Source organism: Homoserinimonas sedimenticola, assembly GCF_026094475.1.
GTDB lineage: Bacteria > Actinomycetota > Actinomycetes > Actinomycetales > Microbacteriaceae > Homoserinimonas > Homoserinimonas sedimenticola.
The window spans coordinates 281,887-305,305 of the sequence record NZ_JAPELL010000001.1; the positions used below are offsets into that span (position 1 = coordinate 281,887).

The window sequence follows — 23,419 nt, forward strand, 5'->3', positions numbered from 1 at the left end:
ACTGGTTCCTGACTTATGCGCACCCGAAGGCGCCCCGCTCGCTCACGCGAGCTCATTTCGAAAGGCATTCCGTGCAAATCCTCCAGGTCCTGTTCCAGGTCGTGCTGGGCATCACCAGCATTCTCCTGACTCTGCTCATCCTCCTGCACAGGGGGCGCGGCGGGGGACTCTCCGACATGTTCGGTGGCGGTGTCACGTCGAGCCTCGGAGCCTCCGGCGTCGCGGAGCGCAACCTCAACCGTTTCACCGTCGTTCTCGGACTGGTCTGGCTCACCTCCATCGTGGTGCTCGGGCTCATCACCAAGTTCGACTCGGCAGTCTAGAAGGAGCAACAGTGGCGTCAGGCGGCAGTGCAATCAGGGGATCCCGCGTCGGTGCGGGCCCCATGGGGGAGCAGGACCGGGGTTTCCATGCGGAGCGCATCCAGGTCCACTACTGGTGCAGCAACGGCCACCAGCTGAGCCCTTACTTCCTCGCGACGATCGAGCCGGAGGAGATCCCCGAGCAGCTCGACTGCCCCAACTGCGGCGCTCCCGCCGGGCGTGACCGTGACAATCCTCCCCAGGTTGCGAAGCTCGAGCCCTACAAGACTCACCTCGCGTATGTGAAGGAACGGCGTACGGAGGAAGAGGCGGTCGCCCTGCTTGAGGAGGCGCTCACTCAACTCCGCGCCCGTCGCGGCTCCGTCACCTCCTGAAGTTCCTCTTCATCGGCACCGCCACCGGCGTCGCGTGAGAAGGAAGCTCACGGTCGCTTCTAGAGGTCTATGACGAGCTCTCGAGGCACATCTGTCGCCGCCTCACTGTCGACGAAGAATACAGTTTCGAGCCGAGCCCTGACGCCGGCCACTGGCACGAGGTTTCTGCTCGCCCCCGCGAGAGCGAGGCCGATCGCTGACGCCTTGTCGGCTCCTGCCAGGGCGAGCCAGATCCGGTCCGAGTTGTTGATAACGGGGAATGTCAGGCTCAGCCGCTCGGGCGGGGGCTTTGGCGAGTCCCGCACGGCGACGACTGCGTCTTCCGCGTTGACCTGCTCGAAATGGGGGAACAGGGATGCGACGTGGCCGTCCGGCCCGACGCCGAGGAACGTGATGTCGAACACGGGAGCGATTGCGTCCGGCTCGGCGAGCCGTGCGAGTTCGGCGCGGTACACACCGGCGGCCGCGTCGAGCGTCTCGCTGCCGTCACTCGCGGCGAAACGGTGGATGTTGTCCTCCGGCACATCGATGAGCGAGAGCAGGGCATCCGTCGCCTGCTTGTCGTTCCGCTCGGCATCGTCGTGAGGCAGCCAGCGCTCGTCTCCCCACCAGAAATGTACGCGCTTCCAGTCGACGTTTGATGACTCCGGGTCCCGTGCGACCGCCCGCAGGATCGCGATGCCGAGCGTCCCCCCGGTCAGGCACACGTGCACCTGCTGCTTGCCCTCGTGGAGGGCGCGGATGACGGACACGAAGCGGGCGGAGACGAGGGCGACGACATCGTCCTTCGTCTCGCGGATGACGACGGCGCGGGAGGGTGGCACGGTCACTCCTTGACGGTGGGGGCGGCGAGCTCGTTCAACCCGGACCGTAGCACGTCCCCGAAGAGCCTGTCGGGGCTGAGCCGGCGCAGCTCCTCCGCAAGGCAGTCGCGAAGGCCCCTGCGTGGCAGCGAGATATCGTGCACGGGCTGGCCCGGCTGCGTCAGGGTGGCAACGGGCGGGGCGGTGCGCTCGAGCGTGATCTCGCCGGAGGCTCGGGTCAGGGTGACGCCGTGGATGCCGTGGTCGCCTTCGCGGGTGATCTCCACCGAGGCGGGCACCTCCAGCTGCCGCTGCAGCCATGCCGCAAGCAGGAGCGTCGAGGGCGAGGCGGAGGAACCGCGCACCTGCACCGCGGTCACCGGCTCGAAGGGGGGCTGATCCAGGACGGCGGCGAGCTGGGCCCGCCAGAGGGTGAGCCGGGTCCACGCGAAGTCGGTGTCGCCGGGGGCATAGGTACCGGCCAGCGCATGGAGGAAGGCGCCCGGATCGTCTTGCGCGGCGGCGTCCGTGATCCTGCGCTGTGCAATCCGGCCAATGGGGGAGTCGGAGACGACGGAGGGGGTGCGGCCGGGCCACCACGCGACGACCGGGGCGTCCGGCAGGAGCAGCCCCATGACGAGGCTCTCCTCGCTCTGCACCGTGTCCCCGTACGCCTTCAGCACGATGACCTCGCTCGCGCCGGCGTCGCCACCGACGCGGATCTGCGCATCAATCCGAGGGTCGGCCTGACCGGCGTCGTCGGAGGGCGTCGAGACGACGATGACTCGCATTGGATGCTCGCGAGAGGCCTCGTTGGCCGCCTCGATGGCCTGTTCCTCGCTACCGATCTCGGTCGCGATCACGAGGGTGAGAACGCGACCGAGGGCGACCGCTCCGCCCTCCTCGCGAATGTTGACGAGTGCCTTCGAGATGGCGCTGCCCGTTGTGTCGGGAAGGTCGATGATCACGGGCGCCTCCACTGTCGTCCGTCGCGGGCGAGGAGTTCATCCGCCGAGGCGGGTCCCCAGGTGCCCGGGCGATACTGCTCGGGCGCGCCCTGTTCGGCCCAGAACTCCTCAATGGGGTCAAGGATCTTCCAGGAGAGCTCTACCTCTTCGTGCCGCGGGAAGAGGGGCGGATCACCGAGGAGAACGTCGAGGATGAGCCTCTCGTAGGCCTCGGGGCTCGCCTCCGTGAAGGCGTGGCCGTAGCCGAAGTCCATCGTGACGTCGCGCACGCGCATGGTCGCGCCGGGCACCTTGGAGCCGAAGCGGATGGTCACACCCTCATCGGGCTGCACGCGGATCACGAGGGCGTTCTCGCCGAGCGACGTCGTCTGGTCCTCCGCAAAGAGGTTCTGGGGAGCGCGTTTGAACACGACGGCGATCTCGGTAACGCGGCGCCCGAGTCTCTTGCCTGCTCGCAGGTAGAATGGAACGCCCGCCCAGCGCCGGGTGCCGATGTCGAGTCGGATCGCCGCGTAGGTCTCCGTCGTCGACTCCGGGTTCATGCCCTCCTCCTCGAGGAAGCCCACGACCTGCTTTCCCCCCTGCCAGCCGCTGCTGTATTGGCCGCGGGCAGTGGCGGCACCAAGGTCGGCGGGGAGGCTGACCGCGGCGAGGATCTTCTCCTTTTCAGCCCGCAGGTCGGCGGCGTCGAAGGATATCGGCTCCTCCATCGCGGTGAGAGCCAGAAGCTGAAGCAGGTGGTTCTGGATGACGTCACGCGCGGCCCCGATGCCGTCATAGTAGCCGGCGCGCCCACCCACACCGATGTCCTCGGCCATCGTGATCTGCACGTGGTCGACGAAGTGGGCGTTCCAGAGGGGCTCGAAGAGCTGGTTGGCGAAGCGCAGCGCAAGGATGTTCTGAACGGTCTCCTTGCCCAGGTAGTGGTCGATCCTGAAGACGGAATCGGGAGGGAAGACCGATTCGACGACGTCGTTGAGTTCGCGTGCGGTCTTGAGGTCGCTGCCGAAGGGTTTCTCGATGACGACTCGGCGCCATCCTGCCTCGCCCTGCTCAGCGAGCCCGGAGCGACGGAGCTGCTCGGTCACGAGCGGGAACGACTTCGGGGGGATCGACAGGTAGAACGCATGGTTCCCCATCGTGCCCCGCTCACGGTCGAGCTCCTCAAGGGTGCTCTTGAGAGTCGCGAACGCGTTGTCGTCATCGAAATCGCCTTGAACGAATCGGATGCCCTGGGCAAGCTGTGCCCAGACGTCCTCGTCGAACGGGGTGCGGGCGTACTGCTTGACCGAGTCGTGGACCTGCTGCTCGAAGTCCTGGTCGTCCCAGTCGCGGCGCGCGAAGCCGACGAGACCGAAGCCGGGCGGCAGGAGCCCACGGTTCGCAAGATCGTAGACGGCAGGCATGAGCTTTTTGCGCGAGAGGTCGCCTGTCACGCCGAAGATGACAAGTGCGCTCGGCCCTGCGATCCGATTCAGCCGCCGATCAGATGCGAGGCGAAGGGGATTGAACTCGGGGGTGATCTCGACTGGCATCAGCGGATGGTGTCCAGCAGGACGGCGACGCCCGCGTCCACGTCACGCAGAGTGAGCGTGAGGACGGGCATCCCGTGATCCTCGAGGACGCTTGCGTCTCCAGCAGCCTGTGCGCGCAGCAGTTCACCGAAGGTGAAGGGCCTCCCCGGGATCGCCAGGTCGTCGCCGCCTCCCGCGACGATCTGAAGGAACACGCCGTTCGCGGGGCCACCCTTGTGGTACTGGCCGGTCGAGTGGAGGAATCGTGGCCCCCAGCCGAAGGTCGTCGGGCGCTTCGTTCGCGCCGCAATGCGGTCGCGCAGCTCCTCGAGTGCGGGATGCGCGAGGCGATTGAGGTAGGCCTGCACCGCGACGTAGCCCGAGCCGGGCACAGAAGCGAGGAGGCGGTCCACCGCTGCCTCGAGTGTCTCGACGCCATCGAGCGCAATCCCGCCGGCCCGTACCTCGATTGAGTCAACCGTGAAGGCGGGAGCGGAGGGCTCCGGACGCTCGTCGAGCAGTCCGCGCGTCGCGACCTTGGCCGACTCGACATCGGGCTGGTCGAAGGGGTTGATGCCGAGAAGCCTGCCGGCGACCGCGGTCGCGTACTCCCAGACGAGGAGCTGCGCTCCCAGCGTGCCGCTGATTTCGACCTCTCCCTCGACGACCTCGCGAGTCTCCCGTGCACTTTCGACGAGTCGAACGACCTGTACATCGTCGGCGGGAGAGACCACCTCCGGTGCGTCGGGGCCGAGGACGATGGGAAGAATGCCCTTGCCCTCCTTGCCCGTCGATTCCGCGATGAGCTGCTCGGCCCAGTCGGCGAAGCCCACGATGTAGGTTCCGTCGGGAACGATCGCGAGCTTGTCACGGAGCGGACGCGTCCCTGCCATCACGGCGCCGAGGATGAGGCCGGGGTTCTCTTCGTGGTCGACGGCGAGCCGGCCCGCGATCGAAGACGCCTCGTCGAGGAGCGCGGCGATGTCGACGCCGGCGAGACCCGAGGGGACGAGCCCGAATGCCGTGAGGGCCGAGTACCGCCCGCCGACATTGGGGTCGGCATTGAAGACGCGGTAGCCGTCAGCGCGCGCCGAGCGGTCAAGCGGTGAGTCGGGGTCCGTCACCACGACGATGCGGTCGACGGGATCGATTCCGGCATCACGGAAGGCCTGCTCGTATACACGCTTCTGGCTGTCGGTCTCGACCGTCGACCCCGACTTCGAGGAGATGACGACTGCTGTCGAGGCGAGCCGGTGAGTGAGCGCCGCGGCGACCTGAGAGGGGTCCGTGGCGTCGAGGACCGTGAGAGGTACCCCGGCGGTGCGGGTGATGACCTCGGGGGCGAGGGAGGATCCTCCCATGCCCCCGAGCACGATGTTGTCGACACCCATTGCGTGCAGGTGCTCGCGGAGGGCGAGGATGTCGTCGACGAGTCCCTCCGAAACAACTACCGCTTCGGTCCAGCCGAGCCGGCGACTCGCCTCGTCCTCCGCCGCGGGGCCCCAGAGCGTTGCGTCCTGCGCCGTGATCCTCGACGCAACGAGGTCGGAGACGAGCTGTGGCACGACGCGCTCGACAGCGTCGCGCGCGTCACCGCTCACCGTGATGTCGAAGCTCACCGCGCAGCCTCCAGTGCGGCGCTTACGGTGTCGAGCAGCTCATTCCAGGAGACGATGAACTTGTCGACGCCCTCGGACTCGAGCTGGGCGGTCACCTCCTCATAGGAGATGCCCAGCGCGTCGATCTCGTCGAGCACCTCGTTGGCCTCGGGGTAGGCACCGGTGATGGTGTCTCCACGGATGACGCCGTGGTCGAAGGTCGCCTCCATCGTCTTCTCGGGCATGGTGTTGACCGTGTGGGGGGCGACCAGCTCCACGACGTAGGCGGTGTCGGGGAGTGCCGGGTCCTTGACCCCCGTCGAGGCCCAGAGCGGGCGCTGGATGTTGGCGCCCGCTGCGAGGAGCCCCTTGGCGCGCTCCGTGTCGAACGACTGCTCGAAGACCTGGTAGGCGAGCCGCGCATTCGCGATCCCTGCCTTGCCCTTGAGTGAGAGCGCCTTCTCGCCGCCGATCTCGTCCAGACGACGATCGATTTCAGTGTCGACGCGGGAGACGAAGAAGGAGGCTACCGAGCGGATGGTGGAGAGGTCGATTCCCTCGGCGCGTGCCTGTTCGAGCCCCGTGAGGTAGGCGTTGATGACGTCGCGGTAGCGCTCGAGGCTGAAGATGAGCGTGACGTTGACGCTCACCCCCGAGGCAGTGAGGGCCGTGATCGCCTCGAGGCCTTCCACGGTCGCGGGGACCTTGATCATGGCGTTCGGGCGGTCGACCTTCTCCCAGAGCTGTCTTCCCTGCTCGATCGTCGCCGCAGCGTCGTGTGCGAGTCCTGGCTCGACCTCGATCGAGACGCGGCCGTCCTGGCCATTCGTTGCGTCATAGACGGGGCGGAGCACGTCGCATCCGTTGGCCACGTCATCGGTCGTGATCTCGAACACGGCCTCGGTGACATCGGCACCGGCTGCCGCGAGGGCCGCGACCTGCTCGTCGTAGGCATCACCCTTGGCCAGGGCGCTCGCAAAGATCGTCGGGTTTGTGGTCACGCCGACGACGCTGCGCTCCTCGAGCAGGCGCTGAAGGGCGCCAGAGGTGATGCGCTCGCGCGAGAGGTCGTCGAGCCAGATGCTGACGCCGGCGGCGCTGAGGTCTGCGAGGGGGTTGGTGGTCATGGCTTCATCTTCCGCTTGGCTGCTGTGCAGGGGGTGGGAGCTGTGCAGGGGAGGGCGGATCAGCAAGCGCGGATCCGCCCCCGAGGTCACACCGCGCCGAGGGACTCGCGCGCGGCGGCCACGGCGTGCTCTGTCGTCATGCCGAACTCGCGATAGAGCGTCTTGTAGTCCGCGGATGCGCCGAAATGCTCGATCGAGACGCTGCGGCCTGCATCGCCCACGTACGGGCGCCACGTCAGAGAGACGCCGGCTTCGATCGAGACTCGGGCGCGCACGGCGGCGGGAAGCACCGACTCGCGGTACTCGGCATCCTGCTCCTCGAACCACTCAAGGCAGGGAGCGGAGACGACGCGAGCGTTGATGCCCTCCGAGCGCAGCTGCTCCCGTGCGTCGATCGCGATCTGCACCTCCGAGCCGGTCGCGATGAAGATCACGTCGGGGCTTCCGCCGGGCGCCTCAGCAAGCACGTAGGCTCCGCGGGAGACGTTTCGTGCTGAGGCAAGCGTGTCGCCCTCGGCATCGCCCTCGCCACGCGCGAACACGGGCACGTTCTGTCGGGTGAGCGCGATGCCTGCCGGGCCCTCTCTGCGTTCCAGGATCGTCTTCCATGCCCAGGCGACCTCGTTCGCGTCCGCGGGCCGCACGACGTCGAGCCCGGGGATGGCCCGCAGCGACGCCAACTGCTCGATGGGCTGATGCGTGGGGCCGTCCTCGCCGAGGGCGACCGAGTCGTGGGTCCAGACGAAGATGGAGGGCGCCTTCATGAGGGCGGCGAGACGCACGGCGGGGCGCATGTAGTCGCTGAAGATCAGGAACGTGCCTCCGAAGGGGCGCGTGTTGCCGTGGAGGACGATTCCGTTGAGGATCGCCGCCATTGCGTGTTCCCGGATGCCGAAGTGCAGCACTCGCCCGTACTGGTTGCCCGACCATTCCTCCGTGGATCGGTGAGCGGGCACGAAGGAGGCGCCCCCCGCGATCGTCGTGAGGTTGGACTCCGCGAGGTCGGCGGAGCCGCCCCAGAGTTCGGGGATGACGGAGCCGAGTGCGCCGAGCACCTTGCCCGAGGCGGCGCGGGTGGAGACATCCTTGCCCGCTTCAAAGCTCGGCAGGACCTCGTCGATCCCCTCGGGAAGCTCACCCGACAGAACGCGGTCGAGAAGTTCCTTGCGCTCGGGGTTCGCCTTTGCCCAGGCTTCGAAACCCTCGTTCCACTCGGCGTGGGCACGCTTGCCGCGGTCGACGGCCTGACGGGTGTGGGAGATGACCTCGTCAGAGATCTCGAAGGTCTTCTCGGGGTCGAAACCGAGCACCGACTTGGTGGCGGCGAGCTCGTCGGTGCCGAGCGCGGAACCGTGGATCTTACCCGTGTCCTTCTTGTTGGGTGCGGGCCAACCGATGATCGTCTTCAGGATGATCAGCGAGGGCTTGGAAGTCTCTGCTTTCGCCGCTTCGATGGCGGCGTGAAGCTCTTCGATGTCCTCGTGGTACTCGCCCGTCTTCTTCCAGTCAACGACCTGCACCTGCCAGCCGTAGGACTCGTAGCGGGCATGGACATCCTCCGTGAACGCGATGTCGGTGTCGTCCTCGATCGAGATCTGGTTGCTGTCGTAGATCGCGATCAGGTTGCCGAGCTCTTGGTGCCCGGCTAGCGAGGATGCTTCGCTCGTGACGCCCTCTTGAAGGTCGCCGTCGCTCGCGATGACATAGACGTGGTGGTCGAAGGGGCTCGCGCCGGGGGCGGCGTCGGGGTCGAAGAGACCGCGCTCGAAACGAGCGGCATAGGCGAAGCCGACAGCGGACGCGAGGCCTTGCCCGAGCGGGCCGGTCGTGATCTCGACGCCGTCGGTGTGGCCGTACTCAGGGTGTCCAGGGGTCTTCGAGCCCCAGGTGCGCAGCGCCTTAAGGTCGTCCAGCTCGAGGCCATAGCCGCCGAAGTAGAGCTGAATGTACTGCGTGAGGGATGAGTGACCAGCCGAGAGGATGAAGCGGTCGCGCCCGATCCACTGGTTGTCGCTCGGGTCGCGGCGCATGACCTTCTGAAACAGTAGGTACGCGGCGGGAGCGAGGGACATCGCCGTGCCGGGGTGCCCGTTGCCGACCTTCTCGACGGCGTCGGCTGCGAGCACTCGCGCCGTGTCGACGGCGAGGCTGTCGATGGGATCCCATTGGAGAGCTGCCACGTGAATCTGACCCTTCTGACGCAGGTTGTGTGCACGCCGTTCGGCGCGCATCCGTTGTGCAGCCGCCCGTACGATGTCCGGAACTCCGAGCGTGCATTGGCCACGACGCGGTCGGAGACGGGGGAGTCGCAATGAACCGGGGGAGACTTTCCCAAGTATAGGGACAGCCGGTGTGTCGGAGGTGTTGCTGCAGGCTCTCTCGGGCGCCGATGCCTTGTGAGTGGCCTAGACTTGATGGCTGGAGTCAGAACAGCCGTTAGAGGAGCGATGGACGCAGCCGTAGACACTCCGATCCGTCAGGAGAGGGCCCACGGGATCGCGAGGATTCGGGCGTATGTGGCGCTCACGAAGCCGCGCGTCATCGAGCTTCTGCTCGTCACGACCGCGCCGGTCATGATCCTCGCCCACGGTGGCATTCCCGATCTGTGGCTCATGTTGTGGACCCTCGTGGGCGGCGCCCTCAGCGCTGGAGCGGCTGGCGCCTTCAACTGCTATATCGATCGGGACATCGACCGGGTCATGGCCCGCACGAGTGGGCGTCCCCTGGTGACCGGTGCCCTGAGCGATCGTGAGGCGCTTGTCTTCTCCTGGGTGCTCACGGTGCTCTCGATCGGCGTACTGTGGCTCGCGACGAACTGGCTCGCGGCGACGCTGTCGGCAGCGGCCATCTTCTTCTACGTCGTCGTCTACACGCTCATTCTCAAGCGCCGCACGTCGCAGAACATCATCTGGGGCGGGATCGCCGGATGCTTTCCCGTGCTGATCGGATGGGCGGCTGTCACGGAATCCATCAGCTGGTCGCCCATCATCCTGTTCCTCGTGGTGTTCCTGTGGACGCCTCCGCACTACTGGCCGTTCTCGATGCGCTTCCGTACCGATTATGCGACGGCCAACGTTCCGATGCTGTCGGTCGTGCGAGGGCGCTCACAGGTGGGCCTGCAGACGATCCTCTACGCCTGGGCGACCGTGGCGTGCTCGCTGCTGCTCATCCCCGTGCATCCGATGGGTCTGACGTACTCGGTCGTGGCCCTCGCCTCCGGTGCCTGGTTCATCGTCGAGTCACACCGGCTCTACAGCAGGGCGATCCGGGGCGAAGAGGTCAAGCCGATGAAGCTCTTCCACGCGTCGATCACGTATCTCACGCTCGTCTTCGTCGCGGTGGGCGTCGACCCGCTCCTGCCCTTCTAGCTTCTTCCGAGGGGGCGGATGCCTCGCTCCGAGGCTACTTCGCCGGAACGGTGGAACTTGCCCCCGCCGATGCGACCCCATCCACGGAAGGATTGGCCGGTCGCTTCAGGCGCAGCACGATGACCGTGTAGGCCGCAGCTGACAGCGCCGCGAGCACCATGTGGATGCCCACGAGCAGGGGCGGCAGACCGTTGCGAGCCTGTGCAACGCCCACGACGACCTGCACGACGATCACGAGGGCCAGTACGACGAGCCAGCGGCGCAGCGGGAGGCGCAGCGCCCATGCGGCCGCGGTGAGGACCGCGACCAGTAGCGCAAGCACGTAGCCGGGCCAGGAGTGGACATGCGCGAGCGCCGACGCGTCGAAGCCCTCACGGATGACGTTCGCGTCTCCCGAGTGCGGTCCCGAGCCGGTCGTGAGCACGCCGAAGAAGATCGTGGCCGCAAGCGCCAGCCCCGTGGCGTGACTCAGGATCGCGAACCAGAGCGGAACGGCGAGTTCGCGAGGGCCTGGGACGTCACTCATTCGCACGAGGTAGGCCGCCGTGACAGAGACGAGCACTACTGACAGCGTGTAGTGGAACCCCACGATGAAGGGGTTGAGCTGCGTCAGCACTGTGATCCCGCCCACGAAGGCCTGCGCCATCACGCCGATCAGGACGACCCATGCGAGCGCGGCCAGATCGCGGCGCTCGGGAACTGTGCGCAGAGAGTGCACCGCACCGGCGACCGTCACGAGGATGAGGCCCCCGGTGAAGAAGGGGAAGCCGGCAGCTCCCGTGAAGCCCGCGACTGCGGCGAGTCCCCACGCAGCGGCGCCGGCACCGAGGGCACCCAGGGCGAACCAGAGCGCGGCGGCGAGGGAGCGGCGCCCGCCGACGGCACGCAGCGTCGTGAGCAGGACGATGATCGCGAGGATGCCCACCAGCCCCGTGAGTGTCCGGTTGCCGAACTCGATCACCCCGTGGAAGCCCATGGCCTCGGTGGGCACGAGAGACTCGGGCGTGCACAGGGGCCACTCCGAGCATCCGAGGCCCGAGCCGGTCAGCCGCACTGCCCCGCCTGTCGCGATGATGAGGACCTCGGCGCAGAAGGAGAGCCAGGCGGCGACACGCAGGGTGCGGCCAAGGGGAAGGGGGAGTCGGCCGAGGAGTCCCTGATGGCGTGCAGGCGCGGGCGACTGGTGGTTCACTGGCAACATTCTCTTTTCGGCAGCAGCACCCTATAGAATTGACGAGTTCATGAACATAGCCAATGCCGGGGTGTCAGCGTAGACATTCGGGGGTGAGCCCCGTTTTCCCTGTTCATTCTAGGCAGGCTGCATCGGCACGGGATGCCAGGCAACCGACCGGGCGAACGTCACCCCGCATTGCGAGACGCACGCGCGAGCGTGAGATCACGGCACACGGATCGGGAATGAACACCCCTGTGCATCCGTTGGAGTCAGTGAGGATTGAAGAGGTAAGCCATGTCAGATGTTCTGATCGACCGCCCGGAACTCTCCAGCCTGGGCATCTACGAGTTCGGCTGGTCCGACACGGATGTCGCGGGTGCTTCGGCCCGCCGCGGACTCTCGCCCGAGGTTGTCGCCGACATCTCGCAGCTCAAGGGCGAGCCGGAGTGGATGCTGAAGAATCGGCTCAAGGCGCTCTCGTTGTTCTACAAGAAGCCCATGCCGTCCTGGGGTGCCGACCTTTCGGGCATCGACTTCGACAACATCAAGTACTTCGTTCGCTCCACCGAGCAGCAGGCGGCGTCATGGGACGACCTGCCCGAGGAGATCAAGAACACCTACGAGAAGCTCGGCATCCCGGAGGCGGAGCGTCAGCGCCTCGTCGCGGGCGTCGCGGCGCAGTACGAGTCTGAGGTTGTCTACCACCAGATTCGTGAGGATCTCGAGGCGCAGGGTGTGCTCTTCCTCGACACCGACACGGCGCTGCGCGAGCACCCCGAGATCTTCCAGGAGTACTTCGGCACCGTCATCCCTGCGGGCGACAACAAGTTCGCCGCCCTCAACACGGCGGTGTGGTCCGGCGGTTCCTTCGTCTACGTGCCGCCCGGCGTTCACGTCGAGATCCCGCTCCAGGCATACTTCCGCATCAACACGGAGAACATGGGCCAGTTCGAGCGCACGCTCATCATCGCCGACGAGGGCAGCTACGTGCACTACATCGAGGGCTGCACGGCCCCCATCTACAAGTCGGACTCGCTGCACTCGGCCGTCGTCGAGATCGTGGTGAAGAAGAACGCCCGCGTGCGTTACACGACCATCCAGAACTGGTCGAACAACGTCTACAACCTCGTCACCAAGCGCGCGATCGCGCATGAGGGCGCGACTATGGAGTGGGTCGACGGCAACATCGGCTCGAAGGTCACGATGAAGTACCCCTCGGTGTACCTGGTGGGCGAGCACGCCAAGGGCGAGACGCTCTCCGTCGCCTTCGCGGGCCCCGGGCAGCACCAGGACGCCGGCGCGAAGATGGTGCACATGGCGCCGCATACGCAGTCGTCGATCGTGTCGAAGTCGATCGCCCGTGGGGGCGGCCGAACCGGCTACCGCGGCGAGATCCGCATCGCAGCGGGGGCCCACCACTCGGCCAACACCGTGCGCTGTGACGCCCTCCTGGTCGACACGATCTCGCGCTCGGACACCTACCCCGTCACCGATATTCGTGAGGATGACGTGCTCATGGGCCACGAGGCCACCGTCTCCCGCGTGAGCGAGGAGCAGCTGTTCTACCTCATGTCCCGGGGTCTCCCGGAGGATGAGGCGATGGCGATGATCGTACGCGGCTTCATCGAGCCGATCGCGCGAGAGCTGCCGATGGAGTACGCCATGGAGTTGAACAAGCTCATCGAGATGGGCATGGAAGGATCCGTCGGATAGATGTCAGTACCCGTAACATCCGCGAAGCCCCGAACAGAAGCACCGCTCGACCACTCGAAGATCGGCTCGGCTCAGCACAGCGCCGGGGGTCTCGGGCTCTCACCCGTGCAGACGCGCTCCGAACGTTTTGCCGCGTATGAGGTCGAGCGTTTTCAGCCTGCGAGGCCGACCGACGCCGAGTGGAAGTACACGCCCCTCGCCAAAGTCGAGCCCCTCACTGCCGGTGAGCTCGACGGTGGCAGCTACGAGTACGAGTCCCAGGTGCAAGGCGGAGCGAGCGTGTCTTGGATCGCTCGTGACGACGCGCGCATCGGCACCGCGGGAACACCCGAGGACCGAGCATCCGCCAACGCCTGGAGCTCCTTCGAGCGTGCCCTCGCAATTGAGATCGAGGGCGAGGATGCCGCCGCGACCGTCGCTCGTCGGGCGATGGGCGGCACGGCGCGCGCCGCGCACCTCGTGATCGAGGCGGCGCCCAACTCCCGTGGAGTCGTTGTGCTCGAGAACACCGGCGGGGCGCTTCTCGCCGAGAACCTGGAGATCATCGTCGGAGACGCTGCAGAGCTCACGGTCATCAGCCTGCACGAGTGGGAGGATGACGCCATCCACCTCGCGAGCCACTTCACGAGCATCGGGCGTCAGGGTCATCTCAAGCATGTCTCGGTGACGCTCGGTGGCGATGTCGTCCGTGTGAACCCGACCGCGCGGCTCGGAGCCGAGCGCGGTGAGGTTGAGCTCTACGGCCTGTACTTCGCGGACGCCGGGCAGCACATCGAGCACCAGGTGTTCGTGAATCACGATGCTCCTCACACGACGTCGACCGTCACCTACAAGGGCGCCCTCCAGGGCGACGGTGCGCACACGGTGTGGATCGGCGATGTGCTGATCGGTCGCAATGGGACCGGCACCGAGAGTTATGAGCAGAACCGTAACTTGCTGCTCTCCGACGGCGCGAGGGCCGACTCCGTGCCCAACCTCGAGATCGAGACCGGAGACATCGTCGGCGCCGGTCACGCGAGCGCGAGCGGTCGTTTCGATGACGAGCAGCTCTTCTACCTGCAGGCCCGCGGCATTCCTGAGGATGAGGCGCGACGGCTCGTCGTCCGTGGCTTCCTGGGAGAGGTCGTGCAGAAGATCGGCGTTCCCGAGATTGAGGAGCGACTGGACGCGGCGATCGAGGCCGAGCTGGCGGTGACACCGTGAGCGTCCGTATCTGCGCCCTCGACGACCTGTCGGTGAGCACTCCCGTGCGCGTCGTCATCGAAGAGACTCCCATTGCCGTCGTCCGTGACTCAGAGGGGGCGGTGCACGCCATCGGCGACACCTGCACTCACGGCGACATCTCGTTGGCCGAAGGCTTCGTCGAGAACGGCACTCTCGAGTGCTGGGCTCATGGCTCGCAGTTCTCCCTCAGTACCGGCAAGCCGCTGACCCTTCCCGCATACGAGCCCGTTCCGGTCTTCGCTGTGACGATCGTTGATGGCGACGTCTACATCGATCCGACCCCGACCTACCCGTCCTGAGCATCCGGCCACAGCATCGGCCGAAGAGAGAGAAGTACTCACACCATGTCTGAACTGACCATCCGGGACCTCCACGTCTCCGTCGAGACCGAGCAGGGCAACAAGAAGATCCTCAAGGGTGTCGACCTGACCATCAAGTCCAATGAGATTCACGCGGTCATGGGGCCGAATGGCTCGGGTAAGTCGACGCTCGCCTACACGCTTGCGGGGCACCCGAAGTATCACGTCGAGGGCGGATCGATCGAGCTCGACGGTGAGGACGTGCTCGAGATGAGCGTCGACGAACGTGCTCGCGCCGGTCTCTTCCTGGCGATGCAGTATCCCGTTGAGATTCCGGGAGTGACGGTGACGAACTTCCTTCGCACCGCCAAGACCGCCATCGACGGGGAGGCCCCCGCCATCCGTTCCTGGGTGAAGGACGTACGCGAGTCAATGCAGAACCTGCGCATGGACAAGTCCTTCGCGGAGCGCAACGTGAACGAGGGCTTCTCGGGCGGCGAGAAGAAGCGTCACGAGATCCTCCAGCTCGAGCTGTTGAAGCCGCGTTTCGCGGTGCTCGATGAGACCGACTCGGGCCTCGACGTCGACGCTCTCAAGGTCGTCTCCGAGGGCGTCAACCGTGCGAAGGAATCGACGGGTCTTGGCCTGCTTCTCATCACGCACTACACGCGCATCCTGCGGTACATCAGCCCCGACTTCGTCCATGTTTTCGTCGACGGTCGCGTCGCCGAGGAGGGCGGGGCCGAGCTTGCCGACCGCCTTGAGAACGAGGGCTACGATCGCTTTCTTACGGGCACGAACGTAGGCTAGTCGCATGGCTGTTGCGCTCGAGCCCCAGCTCTTCGACCGCGTCGAGGAGGCACTCAAGGAGGTCATGGACCCCGAGCTCGGGGTCAATATCGTCGACCTCGGGCTGATCTATGACCTGACCTGGGATGAGGAGCACGACGCTCTCATCATCAGCATGACGCTGACGTCGGCGGGCTGCCCGCTGACTGACGTCATCGAGGATGAAACCGCTCAGGCGCTTGACGGCGTCGTCGAGCAGTTCCGGATCAACTGGGTGTGGATGCCGCCGTGGGGTCCCGAAAAGATCACCGACGACGGCCGCGACATGATGCGGGCTCTCGGCTTCGCCATCTAGTAGAAGCGTCCGCGCGTCAAATGCGCAGGCTGTCTGTCTGCGGGCGTGGCGGGGCTTTCGCTGCCTTCCGCACGAGCCTGCCGTCGATGTACCACGCTCCCGTGATGATGATCGCCACGACGAGATCCTTGATGACCCCGGCAAGCACGAGCGGGAGGAATCCTTCCTCGACTGCGCTGAGAAGGTCGTAGCCGCGCACCGCCATGAGCCGTAGGACGCCCAGCGTGTACACGACGAGTGTGATGACGATCGAGCTCCCGAAGGCGGGCAGGAAGCGGCGGTCCCATCCCCGCGCGGCGCAGAGGCCCGCGAGGATGCTCGCGACGACGAAGCCGACGAGGTATCCGCCGGTGGCACCCATCAGATGCTGCCAGCCCGCCGTGGCCTGGTTGAACACAGGGACGCCGGCGGAACCGAGTGCGACATAGAGAGACAGGGCTAGGCCTCCGCGGAGCGCGCCGAGCCCGTATCCGACGAGGAGCACGCCGATGATCTGGCCGGTCGAGGGCACGGGCCACAGGGGCACGACGAACTGTGCTGAGAGCGCAACGACGGCGGCACCACTCAAGATGAGGACGAGATCCATGAGCAGCGCAGGCGTGAACAGGCGGTCGGCGAGCGTGTCCGGGCCCAGGTGGATGCGGCGGCGATTGAACGAGTTGAAGGCGCCGCGAATCCCGACGGTTCTTGGATCGAGCAACGTCACCTCCCCACCCCGGAACGCCCGAGCGGCCGAAGGCAAATATACTAGGGGTTTCCCCCCTTGCCCCCGCTCCCTTCCGGAGCATTCGAATGGATTCTGCCTGTGCTGAGCGTGATGGACCTCGAGATCCGTGTCGGCGCTCGCACACTCATGGAGGGGGTCACCTTCCGTGTCGACAAGGGTGACAAGATCGGCCTGGTCGGGCGCAATGGCGCTGGCAAGACCACGCTGACCAAGACGCTCGCGGGGGAGACGCTGCCGACGAGCGGCAAAATCGAGCGCTCGGGGGAGGTCGGCTACCTGCCCCAGGATCCTCGCTCCGGCAATCCCGAGGATCTCGCTCGCACGCGCATCCTCGACGCCCGTGGGCTGGGCCAGCTCGTGCTGGGCATGCAGGAGGCGAGCGCTCAGATGGCTTCGCAGGACGCAACGGTCGCGGAGGCTGCCATGAAGCGGTATTCGCGACTGACGGACCGCTTCGACGCGCTGGGTGGCTACGCCGCCGAGGCTGAGGCGGCGTCCATCGCGAGCAACCTCAATCTTCCCGACCGCATCCTCGACCAGTCGCTCTCGACCCTTTCAGGCGGACAGCGTCGTCGTATCGAGCTCGCCCGCATCCTCTTCTCCGACGCCGAGATCATGATCCTCGATGAGCCGACCAACCACCTCGACGCCGACTCGGTCGTCTGGCTCCGTGAGTTCCTGAAGGGCTACAGCGGAGGCTTCATCGTCATTAGCCACGACATCGACCTCGTAGGCGAGACCGTCAACAAGGTCTTCTATCTGGACGCCAATCGGCAGGTCATCGACATCTACAACATGGGCTGGAAGCACTACCTGCGCCAGCGCGAGGCAGATGAGGAGCGGCGTAAGAAGGAGCGTGCCAACGTCGAGAAGAAGGCGAGCGTGCTGCAGCAGCAGGCGGCGCGCTTCGGAGCCAAGGCGAGCAAGGCGGCCGCCGCGCACCAGATGGTGCGGCGCGCGGAGAAGATGCTGTCGGGCCTAGAGGAGGTGCGCGCTGCGGATCGCGTCGCCAAACTGCGCTTTCCCGAACCCGCTCCGTGCGGTCGCACGCCGCTCATGGCGCACAATCTCAGCAAGAGCTATGGCTCCCTCGAGATCTTCACGGCCGTCGATCTCGCGATCGATCGCGGCTCCAAGGTCGTCGTGCTCGGCCTCAATGGCGCGGGCAAGACCACCCTCCTTCGGATGCTCGCGGGGGTGGATGCTCCGGATACCGGTCAGGTCGAGCCCGGCCACGGGCTTCGTATCGGCTACTACGCGCAGGAGCACGAGACCATCGACGTCAAGCGCTCCGTGCTCGAGAACATGATGTCGGCCTCGCAGAACCTCACGGAGACCGAGGCGAGGCGGGTTCTCGGCTCCTTCCTCTTCACGGGGGATGACTCGCACAAGCCCGCAGGGGTGCTCTCGGGCGGAGAGAAGACGCGCCTCGCCCTCGCCATGATCGTCGTCTCAGGGGCCAACGTGCTGCTCCTCGACGAGCCGACGAACAACCTTGACCCGGCCAGCCGCACGGAGATTCTCGACGCGCTCGCCAACTATTCAGGCGCGGTTGTGCTCGTGAGCCACGATGAGGGCGCCGTGGAGGCTCTCAACCCCGAGAGGGTGCTCATCCTGCCCGACGGTGTCGAGGATCACTGGAGCCCGGACTACGCCGAGCTGATCTCGCTCGCCTGAGCGGAGGCCTCAGCCGCGCGCCTCGTCGAGGAGAGCATCCTCGATTTCATCGTCGGTGGGGGCGCGACGCGAACGTCGGCTCTCTCGGCGCTCGGCGGCACGGCGCACTCGCTCGTCGTCCGAGTTGACGACTCGGTACTCCTGGCGCAGCGCCCAGCCGAGTCCGACGAAGGCAAGCAGTGCGAAGACGTACCACTGCAGGGCGTAGGAGAGGTGCGGGCCCTCGTCGGGCTCCGGCCTCGGTGGGGTCAGCAGCGCCTCGGCGGGTGCCGGGTCCTGCGAGGCGACGAGGCCGTACGCGCCCGTGTAGGTGGGAAGCCCGAGGCGCTCGGCCACTTCCGTGAGATGAATCGTCGCGATCTGGTTCGTCCCGGCGGGCGCACCTCGTCCGGGGAGCGTGGGTTCGCCCGCCTTGAGCCGAGCGACGACAGTCACCCTACCCTCCGGCGCCGCAGGCACAGCATCCGGTTCATCCTGCGCAGAGCCGGTCGGCACCCAGCCGCGATCCACCACGAAGACGCTTCCGTCATCGAGTTGCAGGGGCGTCAGTACTTCGAAGCCGGGCGCGCCCCGCAGGGGCCGGTTCCGGACCAGCAGCTCTTCGTCGCGGAGATACTTACCCTGCAGGACGACGGGCGTCCACTGTTGCTCATCGTCGTAGGCGTCGAGGGTCGGTAGCACCTCGTGCAGCGGTTCCGGCTCTCGGTCGTAGTTGTCCTCGACGAGCCCGATTGCGTGCTGCGCCTCGGCGCGCCGATCGAACTGCCAGTTGCCGAAGCCGACGCTCACGATGGCGAAGACCACGACGAGCGCGAAGTACCCCGCCCAGCGCGGTGTGAGCACGAAGCGCCAGCTGCTCACGACACCGCCTCGTGGAAGGGCGTGACCTCCACAGGAAAGTCCCGCGCCGCGAGGTAGTCGCGCAAGAAGTCCACGTGCCCGGCGCAGGCCAACCAGGTCTTCCTTCTGTCGACACCGTGGATGCGGGGATTACGCCAGAGCACGGCCCAAGCAGCAGCATTCGAGCAGCCGGCGCGGGAGCACCTGGGGGACCCCGCCTCGGCACCGAGGCCGATCATCCGCGCTCCTGGTCGCCGCCGTATACGACGACGCTCCGTGGCTCCGGCTTCTCGAGTGCGCCGCCACTTGAGGGGGAGACGTTCGCGACGATGACAGCGATGTACGGGAGCACGACGGCTCCAATCGCGGGAATGAGCAGCCACCAGCCCGGCGTGAAGAAGCAGGCGAAGATGCAGACTACTCGGATGCTCATGGCGATCGTGTAACGGAGCATGCGGCTGCGACGGTCGTCATCGGGCGACCGGGGAAGCGTGGTAATCGATTGCGGCTGTGCCATGGGAGGTCTGCCTCTAGCCTACGACTAAGATCGTATGAGTTTGCCGGGTGCTCGACGCTCCCGAAGGTCTGCGGTGCCGGGAGTTCCTCGGCGGAATGGATGTGGTGACGAAGCGATGACGGATGTCACGGCGGAAGGCACGTCAAGGACCGTGCTGGTCACGGGCGGCAATCGTGGTATCGGTTACGCGATCGCCCAGGAGTTCGTTGCGCAGGGCCATCGGGTGGCCGTGACGGCGCGTTCAGGGGAGGGGCCGGACGGCTCCCTTACGGTGCGTGCGGACGTGACGGACGCGGAGTCGATCGACGCAGCATTCGCGCAGGTGGAGGCAGAGCTCGGCCCCGTCGAGGTCGTCGTCGCGAACGCCGGCATTACGCGGGACACCCTTCTCATGCGCATGAGCGACGAGGATTTCACGTCGGTCGTCGACACCAACCTCACGGGAGCTTTCCGCGTCGTCAAGCGCGCCTCGAAGAACATGCTGAGGGCGCGATTCGGGCGCATTGTCCTGGTCTCGAGCGTCGTCGGCCTCTATGGCGGGCCAGGGCAGGCGAACTACGCCGCGTCGAAGGCCGGTCTCGTGGGCTTCGCGCGCTCGGTGACGCGGGAACTCGGTGGGCGAGGCATCACGGCGAATGTCGTCGCACCGGGTTTCATCGAGACGGACATGACCGCGGAGCTGCCGGAGGACACTCAGAAGCAGTACAAGGCGAGCATTCCTGCCGGGCGCTTCGCATCGCCGCAGGAGGTCGCCCGCGTTATCACGTGGCTCGCGGGAGATGACGCCGCCTATATCAGCGGCGCGGTCATCCCGGTCGACGGCGGCCTAGGGATGGGGCACTAGGCCTTCGCGCGCTCGAGGCCGATCGCGGGAAGGACGAGCGAGAGGTCGCGCTCGTCGAGTACGAGGTCAGCGGCCTCCCTGACGGAAGCCTTCGCATCGAAGGCGATGGAGAGCCCGGCGCGCTCCATCATCCGCAGGTCGTTCGCCCCGTCGCCAATCGCGACGGTGGCGTGGGGGTGGATGCCCGCCGCATCGGCCCACTCGGTGATGGCGGATGCTTTCGCCTCGGCGTCCACGATGTCGCCGAACACACGCCCCGTGAGTTTCCCGTCACGCACCTCGAGTCGGTTCGCCCTGCAGTGATCGAGGCCGAGACGCTCTGCGAAGGGGTCGACGATCTCGTGAAAGCCGCCCGAGACGACGCCGATGCGACCGCCGGCTGCGTGCACGCCCGCCACCAGCTCCTCGACGCCGCGCGTGACCGTGACGAGGCCCTGCACCGTCGCGAAGGCATCCGCCGAGAGTCCTGCGAGCGTCGCAACTCGTTCGCGCAGGCTCGCGGTGAAGTCGATCTCGCCGTTCATGGCCCGCTCCGTGACCCGGGCAACGAGGTCGAGGCTCCCTGCCTCGGCGGCGAGCAGCTCGATCACCTCGTTCTCGATGAGGGTCGAATCGACATCGAGCACGACAAGTAGGGGCATCGGGTGCATCCAATCGCTTCGACGCACCGCGCCGAGGTCAGTTGACGACGTGGATGCCCTTGCCGACGACTGTGATGCCCGAGTCGGTCACGGTGTAACCGCGTTCCCGATCGGCGGTGGCGTCCACCCCCACCGTCGCACCGGCATCGACAACGACTTCCTTGTCCAGAATAGCCCGTTGCACGACTGCGCCTCTGCCGATGCGCACTCCGTCGAAGACAATCGAGTCGACCACCCGAGCTGCCGAGTCCACGGTCGTCCACGGCCCAAGCACACTGCGCTCGATGTGGGCGCCGGAGAGGAGGCAGCCTAGGGCGACGATGGAGTCGATCGTCGTGCCGAGATTGCCCGAGGCATCCCGCACGAACTTCGCCGGGGGAGCATTGAACTGCTGATTGAAGATCGGCCAGGTGCGGTTGTAGAGGTTGAAGACGGGCAGGGCCGAGATCAGGTCACGGTGCGCGTCGTAGTAGGAGTCGATCGTTCCCACGTCGCGCCAGTAGTAGCGGTCGCGGTCGGTCGCCCCCGGCACCTCGTTGCGGATGAGGTCGTAGACCGCCGCGTCGCCCCGAGAGACGAAGTCGGGAACGATGTCCCCACCCATGTCGTGATTCGACGACGCCTTCTCTCCGTCGCGCAGCACGGCGTCCATGAGCACGTCGGCGTCGAAGACATAGTTGCCCATGGAGGCGAGCACCTCATTCGGCGAATCCGGGAGGCCGATGGGGTTCTCGGGCTTTTCATGGAAGGCGCGAATGCGTGTGGGGTCGCTCCCGTCGACCTCGATGACGCCGAACTGGTTCGCGAGAGAGATCGGCTGGCGAATGGCCGCGACCGTGACTCCCGCGCCCGATTCGATGTGCGCGTCGATCATCTGGCTGAAGTCCATGCGGTACACGTGGTCGGCGCCGACGACGACGACGATGTCGGGTTTCTCGTCCCGGAGCAGGTTGAGGCTCTGCAGGATCGCATCGGCGGAGCCGGCGAACCAGCGCTTGCCGAGCCGCTGTTGGGCGGGAACCGAGGCGACATAGGAGTTGGTAAGGCCGGAGAGTCGCCAGGTCTGCGAGACGTGCCGGTCCAGGCTGTGCGACTTGTATTGAGTGAGCACCACGATCTGGCGCAGGCCCGAGTTGATGAGGTTGGAGAGCGCGAAGTCGACGAGTCGGTAGTTGCCCGCGAAGGGGACTGCGGGCTTTGCCCGGTCCGCCGTGAGGGGCATCAGGCGCTTGCCCTCGCCGCCGGCGAGTACGATTCCGAAGATCTTCTGGGAGGCCATGAGTCCACAGTATGCGCGAACTGTGGCCTGTACTACCGTTCAGTCTGTGAGAGTCGACGTCGTAACGCGTGAGTATCCGCCGGAGATCTACGGCGGAGCGGGTGTGCACGTCGCGGAGCTCGTGCGGGAGTTACGCAGGGCACTTGACGTGCGGGTGCGCTGCTTTGGAGCCGAGCGTGACGAGGACGGCGTCACCGCCTACCGCTCTCCCAGCACGCTCGATGGGGCGAATGCGGCCCTCGGAACTCTCGGGACCGACCTGCAGATCGCGCAGGAGGTCGCTGGCGCCGACGTTGTCCACTCCCACACCTGGTACGCCAACGGCGCAGGTCACCTCGCCAGCATGCTGCACGGCATCCCGCACGTCGTGACGGCTCACAGCCTCGAGCCGCTTCGGCCCTGGAAGGCGGAGCAGCTGGGGGGCGGCTACCGCATCTCGAGCTGGATCGAGGAACAGGCCTTCGCGGGGGCGGCCGCGGTCATCGCGGTGAGCGAGGGCATGCGCCGTGACATCCTGCGCTGCTATCCCCACCTCGACGAGCGTCGAGTGCACGTGGTCTACAACGGGATCGACTTGACGGCGTGGCAGCCCCGCGAGGATGCCGTGACCCTTCGCTCTCTCGGCATCGACCCCGCTCGGCCCTCCGTTGTCTTCGTCGGCCGCATCACCCGCCAGAAGGGGCTGCCGTACCTCCTGAAGGCCGCGGCCCAACTGCCGAAAGACGTGCAGCTCGTACTCTGCGCGGGCGCTCCCGACACCCCCGCGCTCCTCGCAGAGGTGCGTGAGGCGGTGCAGAAGCTGCAGGATGCCCGCGACGGCATCATCTGGATCGATAGGCTCCTGCCCCGCGATGAGCTCTCGGCCGTGCTCACGGCGGCGACGACCTTCGTCTGCCCTTCCGTCTATGAGCCGCTCGGCATCGTCAACCTTGAGGCAATGGCCTGTGGGGCCGCTGTCGTGGGCACCGCGACGGGGGGCATCCCCGAGGTCGTCGATGACGGGGTGACGGGGCGACTCGTGCCCATCGAGCAGCTCGACGATGGCACAGGCACGCCGGTGGAGCCTGAGCGCTTCGTTGAGGACCTGGCACAGGCCCTCATCGAGGTGGTCTCGGACCCTGAAGCGGCCGCGCGGATGGGAGAGGCGGGGCGCCGCCGTGCCGAGCGGGAGTTCGGCTGGGACCGCATCGCCCAGCGCACGGAAGAGATCTATCGAGACGTGCTCTCCTCGCCCGCTGTGTCGGCCTGAGAGCCGCGTCTTCGGG

24 protein-coding genes are annotated in these 23,419 nt (G+C 66.5%); 11 read left to right on the top strand and 13 right to left on the bottom strand.

Annotated elements, in window-relative coordinates:
* Window positions 1-71: 71 nt before the first annotated feature.
* Window positions 72-323: a preprotein translocase subunit SecG gene (gene secG, locus OH146_RS01275; RefSeq protein WP_265156573.1), complete on the top strand. Its 252-nt coding sequence runs from the start codon at window positions 72-74 to the stop codon at window positions 321-323.
* Window positions 324-334: 11 nt separating this feature from the next.
* Complete coding sequence (locus OH146_RS01280; RefSeq protein ID WP_265156575.1) at window positions 335-697, top strand: RNA polymerase-binding protein RbpA; 363 nt, start codon at window positions 335-337, stop codon at window positions 695-697.
* Window positions 698-756: 59 nt separating this feature from the next.
* On the opposite strand, the gene pgl is transcribed toward OH146_RS01280, so the two are convergent.
* The 6 genes from pgl to tkt all read right to left on the bottom strand — a co-directional run bounded on the left by pgl (window position 757) and on the right by tkt (window position 8,887).
* Window positions 757-1,521, bottom strand: coding sequence for a 6-phosphogluconolactonase (gene pgl / locus OH146_RS01285; protein ID WP_265156577.1), 765 nt, complete (start codon window positions 1,519-1,521; stop codon window positions 757-759).
* Between the two features lie 2 nt (window positions 1,522-1,523).
* Window positions 1,524-2,468 carry a glucose-6-phosphate dehydrogenase assembly protein OpcA gene (locus OH146_RS01290; protein ID WP_265156579.1) on the bottom strand — a complete coding sequence of 315 codons (945 nt, stop codon included), beginning with the start codon at window positions 2,466-2,468 and terminating at the stop codon, window positions 1,524-1,526.
* Window positions 2,465-4,003, bottom strand: a complete 1,539-nt coding sequence (gene zwf, locus OH146_RS01295; RefSeq protein WP_265156581.1) for a glucose-6-phosphate dehydrogenase — start codon at window positions 4,001-4,003, stop codon at window positions 2,465-2,467. Before zwf ends, OH146_RS01290 begins: the two co-directional genes overlap by 4 nt.
* Window positions 4,003-5,601, bottom strand: a complete 1,599-nt coding sequence (locus OH146_RS01300) for a phosphoglucose isomerase-related protein (RefSeq protein WP_265156584.1) — start codon at window positions 5,599-5,601, stop codon at window positions 4,003-4,005. Before OH146_RS01300 ends, zwf begins: the two co-directional genes overlap by 1 nt.
* On the bottom strand, window positions 5,598-6,707 hold the full coding sequence (gene tal, locus OH146_RS01305; RefSeq protein WP_265156586.1) for a transaldolase: 1,110 nt from the start codon (window positions 6,705-6,707) through the stop codon (window positions 5,598-5,600). The genes OH146_RS01300 and tal overlap by 4 nt, the downstream gene beginning before the upstream one ends.
* A gap of 86 nt (window positions 6,708-6,793) precedes the next feature.
* Window positions 6,794-8,887 carry a transketolase gene (tkt, locus tag OH146_RS01310; protein ID WP_265156588.1) on the bottom strand — a complete coding sequence of 698 codons (2,094 nt, stop codon included), beginning with the start codon at window positions 8,885-8,887 and terminating at the stop codon, window positions 6,794-6,796.
* Between the two features lie 267 nt (window positions 8,888-9,154).
* On the opposite strand from tkt, the gene OH146_RS01315 reads away from it, so the two are divergent.
* Window positions 9,155-10,075: a heme o synthase gene (locus OH146_RS01315; RefSeq protein WP_265156591.1), complete on the top strand. Its 921-nt coding sequence runs from the start codon at window positions 9,155-9,157 to the stop codon at window positions 10,073-10,075.
* Between the two features lie 34 nt (window positions 10,076-10,109).
* Here OH146_RS01315 and OH146_RS01320 read toward each other — a convergent pair whose 3' ends face one another.
* Window positions 10,110-11,150, bottom strand: a complete 1,041-nt coding sequence (locus tag OH146_RS01320; RefSeq protein WP_434056244.1) for a COX15/CtaA family protein — start codon at window positions 11,148-11,150, stop codon at window positions 10,110-10,112.
* A gap of 393 nt (window positions 11,151-11,543) precedes the next feature.
* Between OH146_RS01320 and sufB the strand changes: the two genes are divergently transcribed.
* The 5 genes from sufB to OH146_RS01345 are packed head-to-tail and all read left to right on the top strand — an operon-like array spanning window position 11,544 to window position 15,629.
* Window positions 11,544-12,962: a Fe-S cluster assembly protein SufB gene (sufB, locus tag OH146_RS01325; protein WP_265156594.1), complete on the top strand. Its 1,419-nt coding sequence runs from the start codon at window positions 11,544-11,546 to the stop codon at window positions 12,960-12,962.
* Entirely contained in the window at window positions 12,963-14,165 is a 1,203-nt protein-coding gene (gene sufD / locus OH146_RS01330; RefSeq protein ID WP_265156597.1) for a Fe-S cluster assembly protein SufD, read from the top strand.
* On the top strand, window positions 14,162-14,485 hold the full coding sequence (locus tag OH146_RS01335) for a non-heme iron oxygenase ferredoxin subunit (protein WP_265156599.1): 324 nt from the start codon (window positions 14,162-14,164) through the stop codon (window positions 14,483-14,485). Before sufD ends, OH146_RS01335 begins: the two co-directional genes overlap by 4 nt.
* A 45-nt stretch (window positions 14,486-14,530) precedes the next feature.
* The gene (gene sufC, locus OH146_RS01340) at window positions 14,531-15,295 is read left to right on the top strand and encodes a Fe-S cluster assembly ATPase SufC (protein WP_265156601.1); all 765 of its coding nucleotides are present in this window, start codon (window positions 14,531-14,533) and stop codon (window positions 15,293-15,295) included.
* Between the two features lie 4 nt (window positions 15,296-15,299).
* Window positions 15,300-15,629 carry a metal-sulfur cluster assembly factor gene (locus OH146_RS01345; protein WP_265156603.1) on the top strand — a complete coding sequence of 110 codons (330 nt, stop codon included), beginning with the start codon at window positions 15,300-15,302 and terminating at the stop codon, window positions 15,627-15,629.
* A gap of 16 nt (window positions 15,630-15,645) precedes the next feature.
* On the opposite strand, the gene OH146_RS01350 is transcribed toward OH146_RS01345, so the two are convergent.
* On the bottom strand, window positions 15,646-16,335 hold the full coding sequence (locus OH146_RS01350) for a biotin transporter BioY (protein ID WP_265156605.1): 690 nt from the start codon (window positions 16,333-16,335) through the stop codon (window positions 15,646-15,648).
* A gap of 99 nt (window positions 16,336-16,434) precedes the next feature.
* Between OH146_RS01350 and OH146_RS01355 the strand changes: the two genes are divergently transcribed.
* Window positions 16,435-18,033, top strand: a complete 1,599-nt coding sequence (locus tag OH146_RS01355; protein ID WP_265156607.1) for an ABC-F family ATP-binding cassette domain-containing protein — start codon at window positions 16,435-16,437, stop codon at window positions 18,031-18,033.
* Window positions 18,034-18,042: 9 nt separating this feature from the next.
* Here the strand turns inward: OH146_RS01355 and OH146_RS01360 are convergent, their stop codons facing one another.
* From OH146_RS01360 to OH146_RS01370, 3 genes are read right to left on the bottom strand one after another with little or no spacing between them, the layout of a single operon-like run.
* Window positions 18,043-18,894 (bottom strand): SURF1 family cytochrome oxidase biogenesis protein, encoded by an 852-nt coding sequence (locus OH146_RS01360; protein ID WP_265156609.1) that lies wholly within the window; start codon window positions 18,892-18,894, stop codon window positions 18,043-18,045.
* A complete protein-coding gene (locus tag OH146_RS01365) occupies window positions 18,891-19,112 on the bottom strand; it encodes a hypothetical protein (protein WP_265156612.1) in 222 nt (73 codons plus the stop codon). The genes OH146_RS01360 and OH146_RS01365 overlap by 4 nt, the downstream gene beginning before the upstream one ends.
* Window positions 19,109-19,390, bottom strand: a complete 282-nt coding sequence (locus tag OH146_RS01370) for a DUF3099 domain-containing protein (RefSeq protein WP_265156615.1) — start codon at window positions 19,388-19,390, stop codon at window positions 19,109-19,111. The genes OH146_RS01365 and OH146_RS01370 overlap by 4 nt, the downstream gene beginning before the upstream one ends.
* 115 nt (window positions 19,391-19,505) lie before the next feature.
* On the opposite strand from OH146_RS01370, the gene OH146_RS01375 reads away from it, so the two are divergent.
* Window positions 19,506-20,234 (top strand): beta-ketoacyl-ACP reductase, encoded by a 729-nt coding sequence (locus OH146_RS01375; RefSeq protein ID WP_265156618.1) that lies wholly within the window; start codon window positions 19,506-19,508, stop codon window positions 20,232-20,234.
* Here OH146_RS01375 and serB read toward each other — a convergent pair.
* The gene (gene serB, locus OH146_RS01380; RefSeq protein WP_265156621.1) at window positions 20,231-20,875 is read right to left on the bottom strand and encodes a phosphoserine phosphatase SerB; all 645 of its coding nucleotides are present in this window, start codon (window positions 20,873-20,875) and stop codon (window positions 20,231-20,233) included. The two genes, OH146_RS01375 and serB, sit on opposite strands and share 4 nt — an antisense overlap.
* A gap of 37 nt (window positions 20,876-20,912) precedes the next feature.
* A complete protein-coding gene (gene glgC / locus OH146_RS01385) occupies window positions 20,913-22,154 on the bottom strand; it encodes a glucose-1-phosphate adenylyltransferase (protein WP_265156624.1) in 1,242 nt (413 codons plus the stop codon).
* 46 nt (window positions 22,155-22,200) lie between these two features.
* Here glgC and glgA point away from each other — a divergent pair, with 46 nt between their 5' ends.
* A complete protein-coding gene (gene glgA / locus OH146_RS01390) occupies window positions 22,201-23,403 on the top strand; it encodes a glycogen synthase (protein WP_265156627.1) in 1,203 nt (400 codons plus the stop codon).
* Window positions 23,404-23,419: the final 16 nt, after the last annotated feature.

Bases quoted from the DNA above. Each gene is read 5' to 3' on its own strand.
- zwf (WP_265156581.1), bottom strand. From the start codon at position 4,003: ATGCCAGTCGAGATCACCCCCGAGTTCAATCCCCTTCGCCTCGCATCT.
- tal (WP_265156586.1), bottom strand. From the start codon at position 6,707: ATGACCACCAACCCCCTCGCAGACCTCAGCGCCGCCGGCGTCAGCATC.
- OH146_RS01315 (WP_265156591.1), top strand. From the start codon at position 9,155: ATGGACGCAGCCGTAGACACTCCGATCCGTCAGGAGAGGGCCCACGGG.
- sufB (WP_265156594.1), top strand. From the start codon at position 11,544: ATGTCAGATGTTCTGATCGACCGCCCGGAACTCTCCAGCCTGGGCATC.
- sufD (WP_265156597.1), top strand. From the start codon at position 12,963: ATGTCAGTACCCGTAACATCCGCGAAGCCCCGAACAGAAGCACCGCTC.
- sufC (WP_265156601.1), top strand. From the start codon at position 14,531: ATGTCTGAACTGACCATCCGGGACCTCCACGTCTCCGTCGAGACCGAG.
- OH146_RS01345 (WP_265156603.1), top strand. From the start codon at position 15,300: ATGGCTGTTGCGCTCGAGCCCCAGCTCTTCGACCGCGTCGAGGAGGCA.
- OH146_RS01365 (WP_265156612.1), bottom strand. From the start codon at position 19,112: ATGATCGGCCTCGGTGCCGAGGCGGGGTCCCCCAGGTGCTCCCGCGCC.
- OH146_RS01370 (WP_265156615.1), bottom strand. From the start codon at position 19,390: ATGGCACAGCCGCAATCGATTACCACGCTTCCCCGGTCGCCCGATGAC.
- OH146_RS01375 (WP_265156618.1), top strand. From the start codon at position 19,506: ATGACGGATGTCACGGCGGAAGGCACGTCAAGGACCGTGCTGGTCACG.
- serB (WP_265156621.1), bottom strand. From the start codon at position 20,875: ATGCCCCTACTTGTCGTGCTCGATGTCGATTCGACCCTCATCGAGAAC.
- glgC (WP_265156624.1), bottom strand. From the start codon at position 22,154: ATGGCCTCCCAGAAGATCTTCGGAATCGTACTCGCCGGCGGCGAGGGC.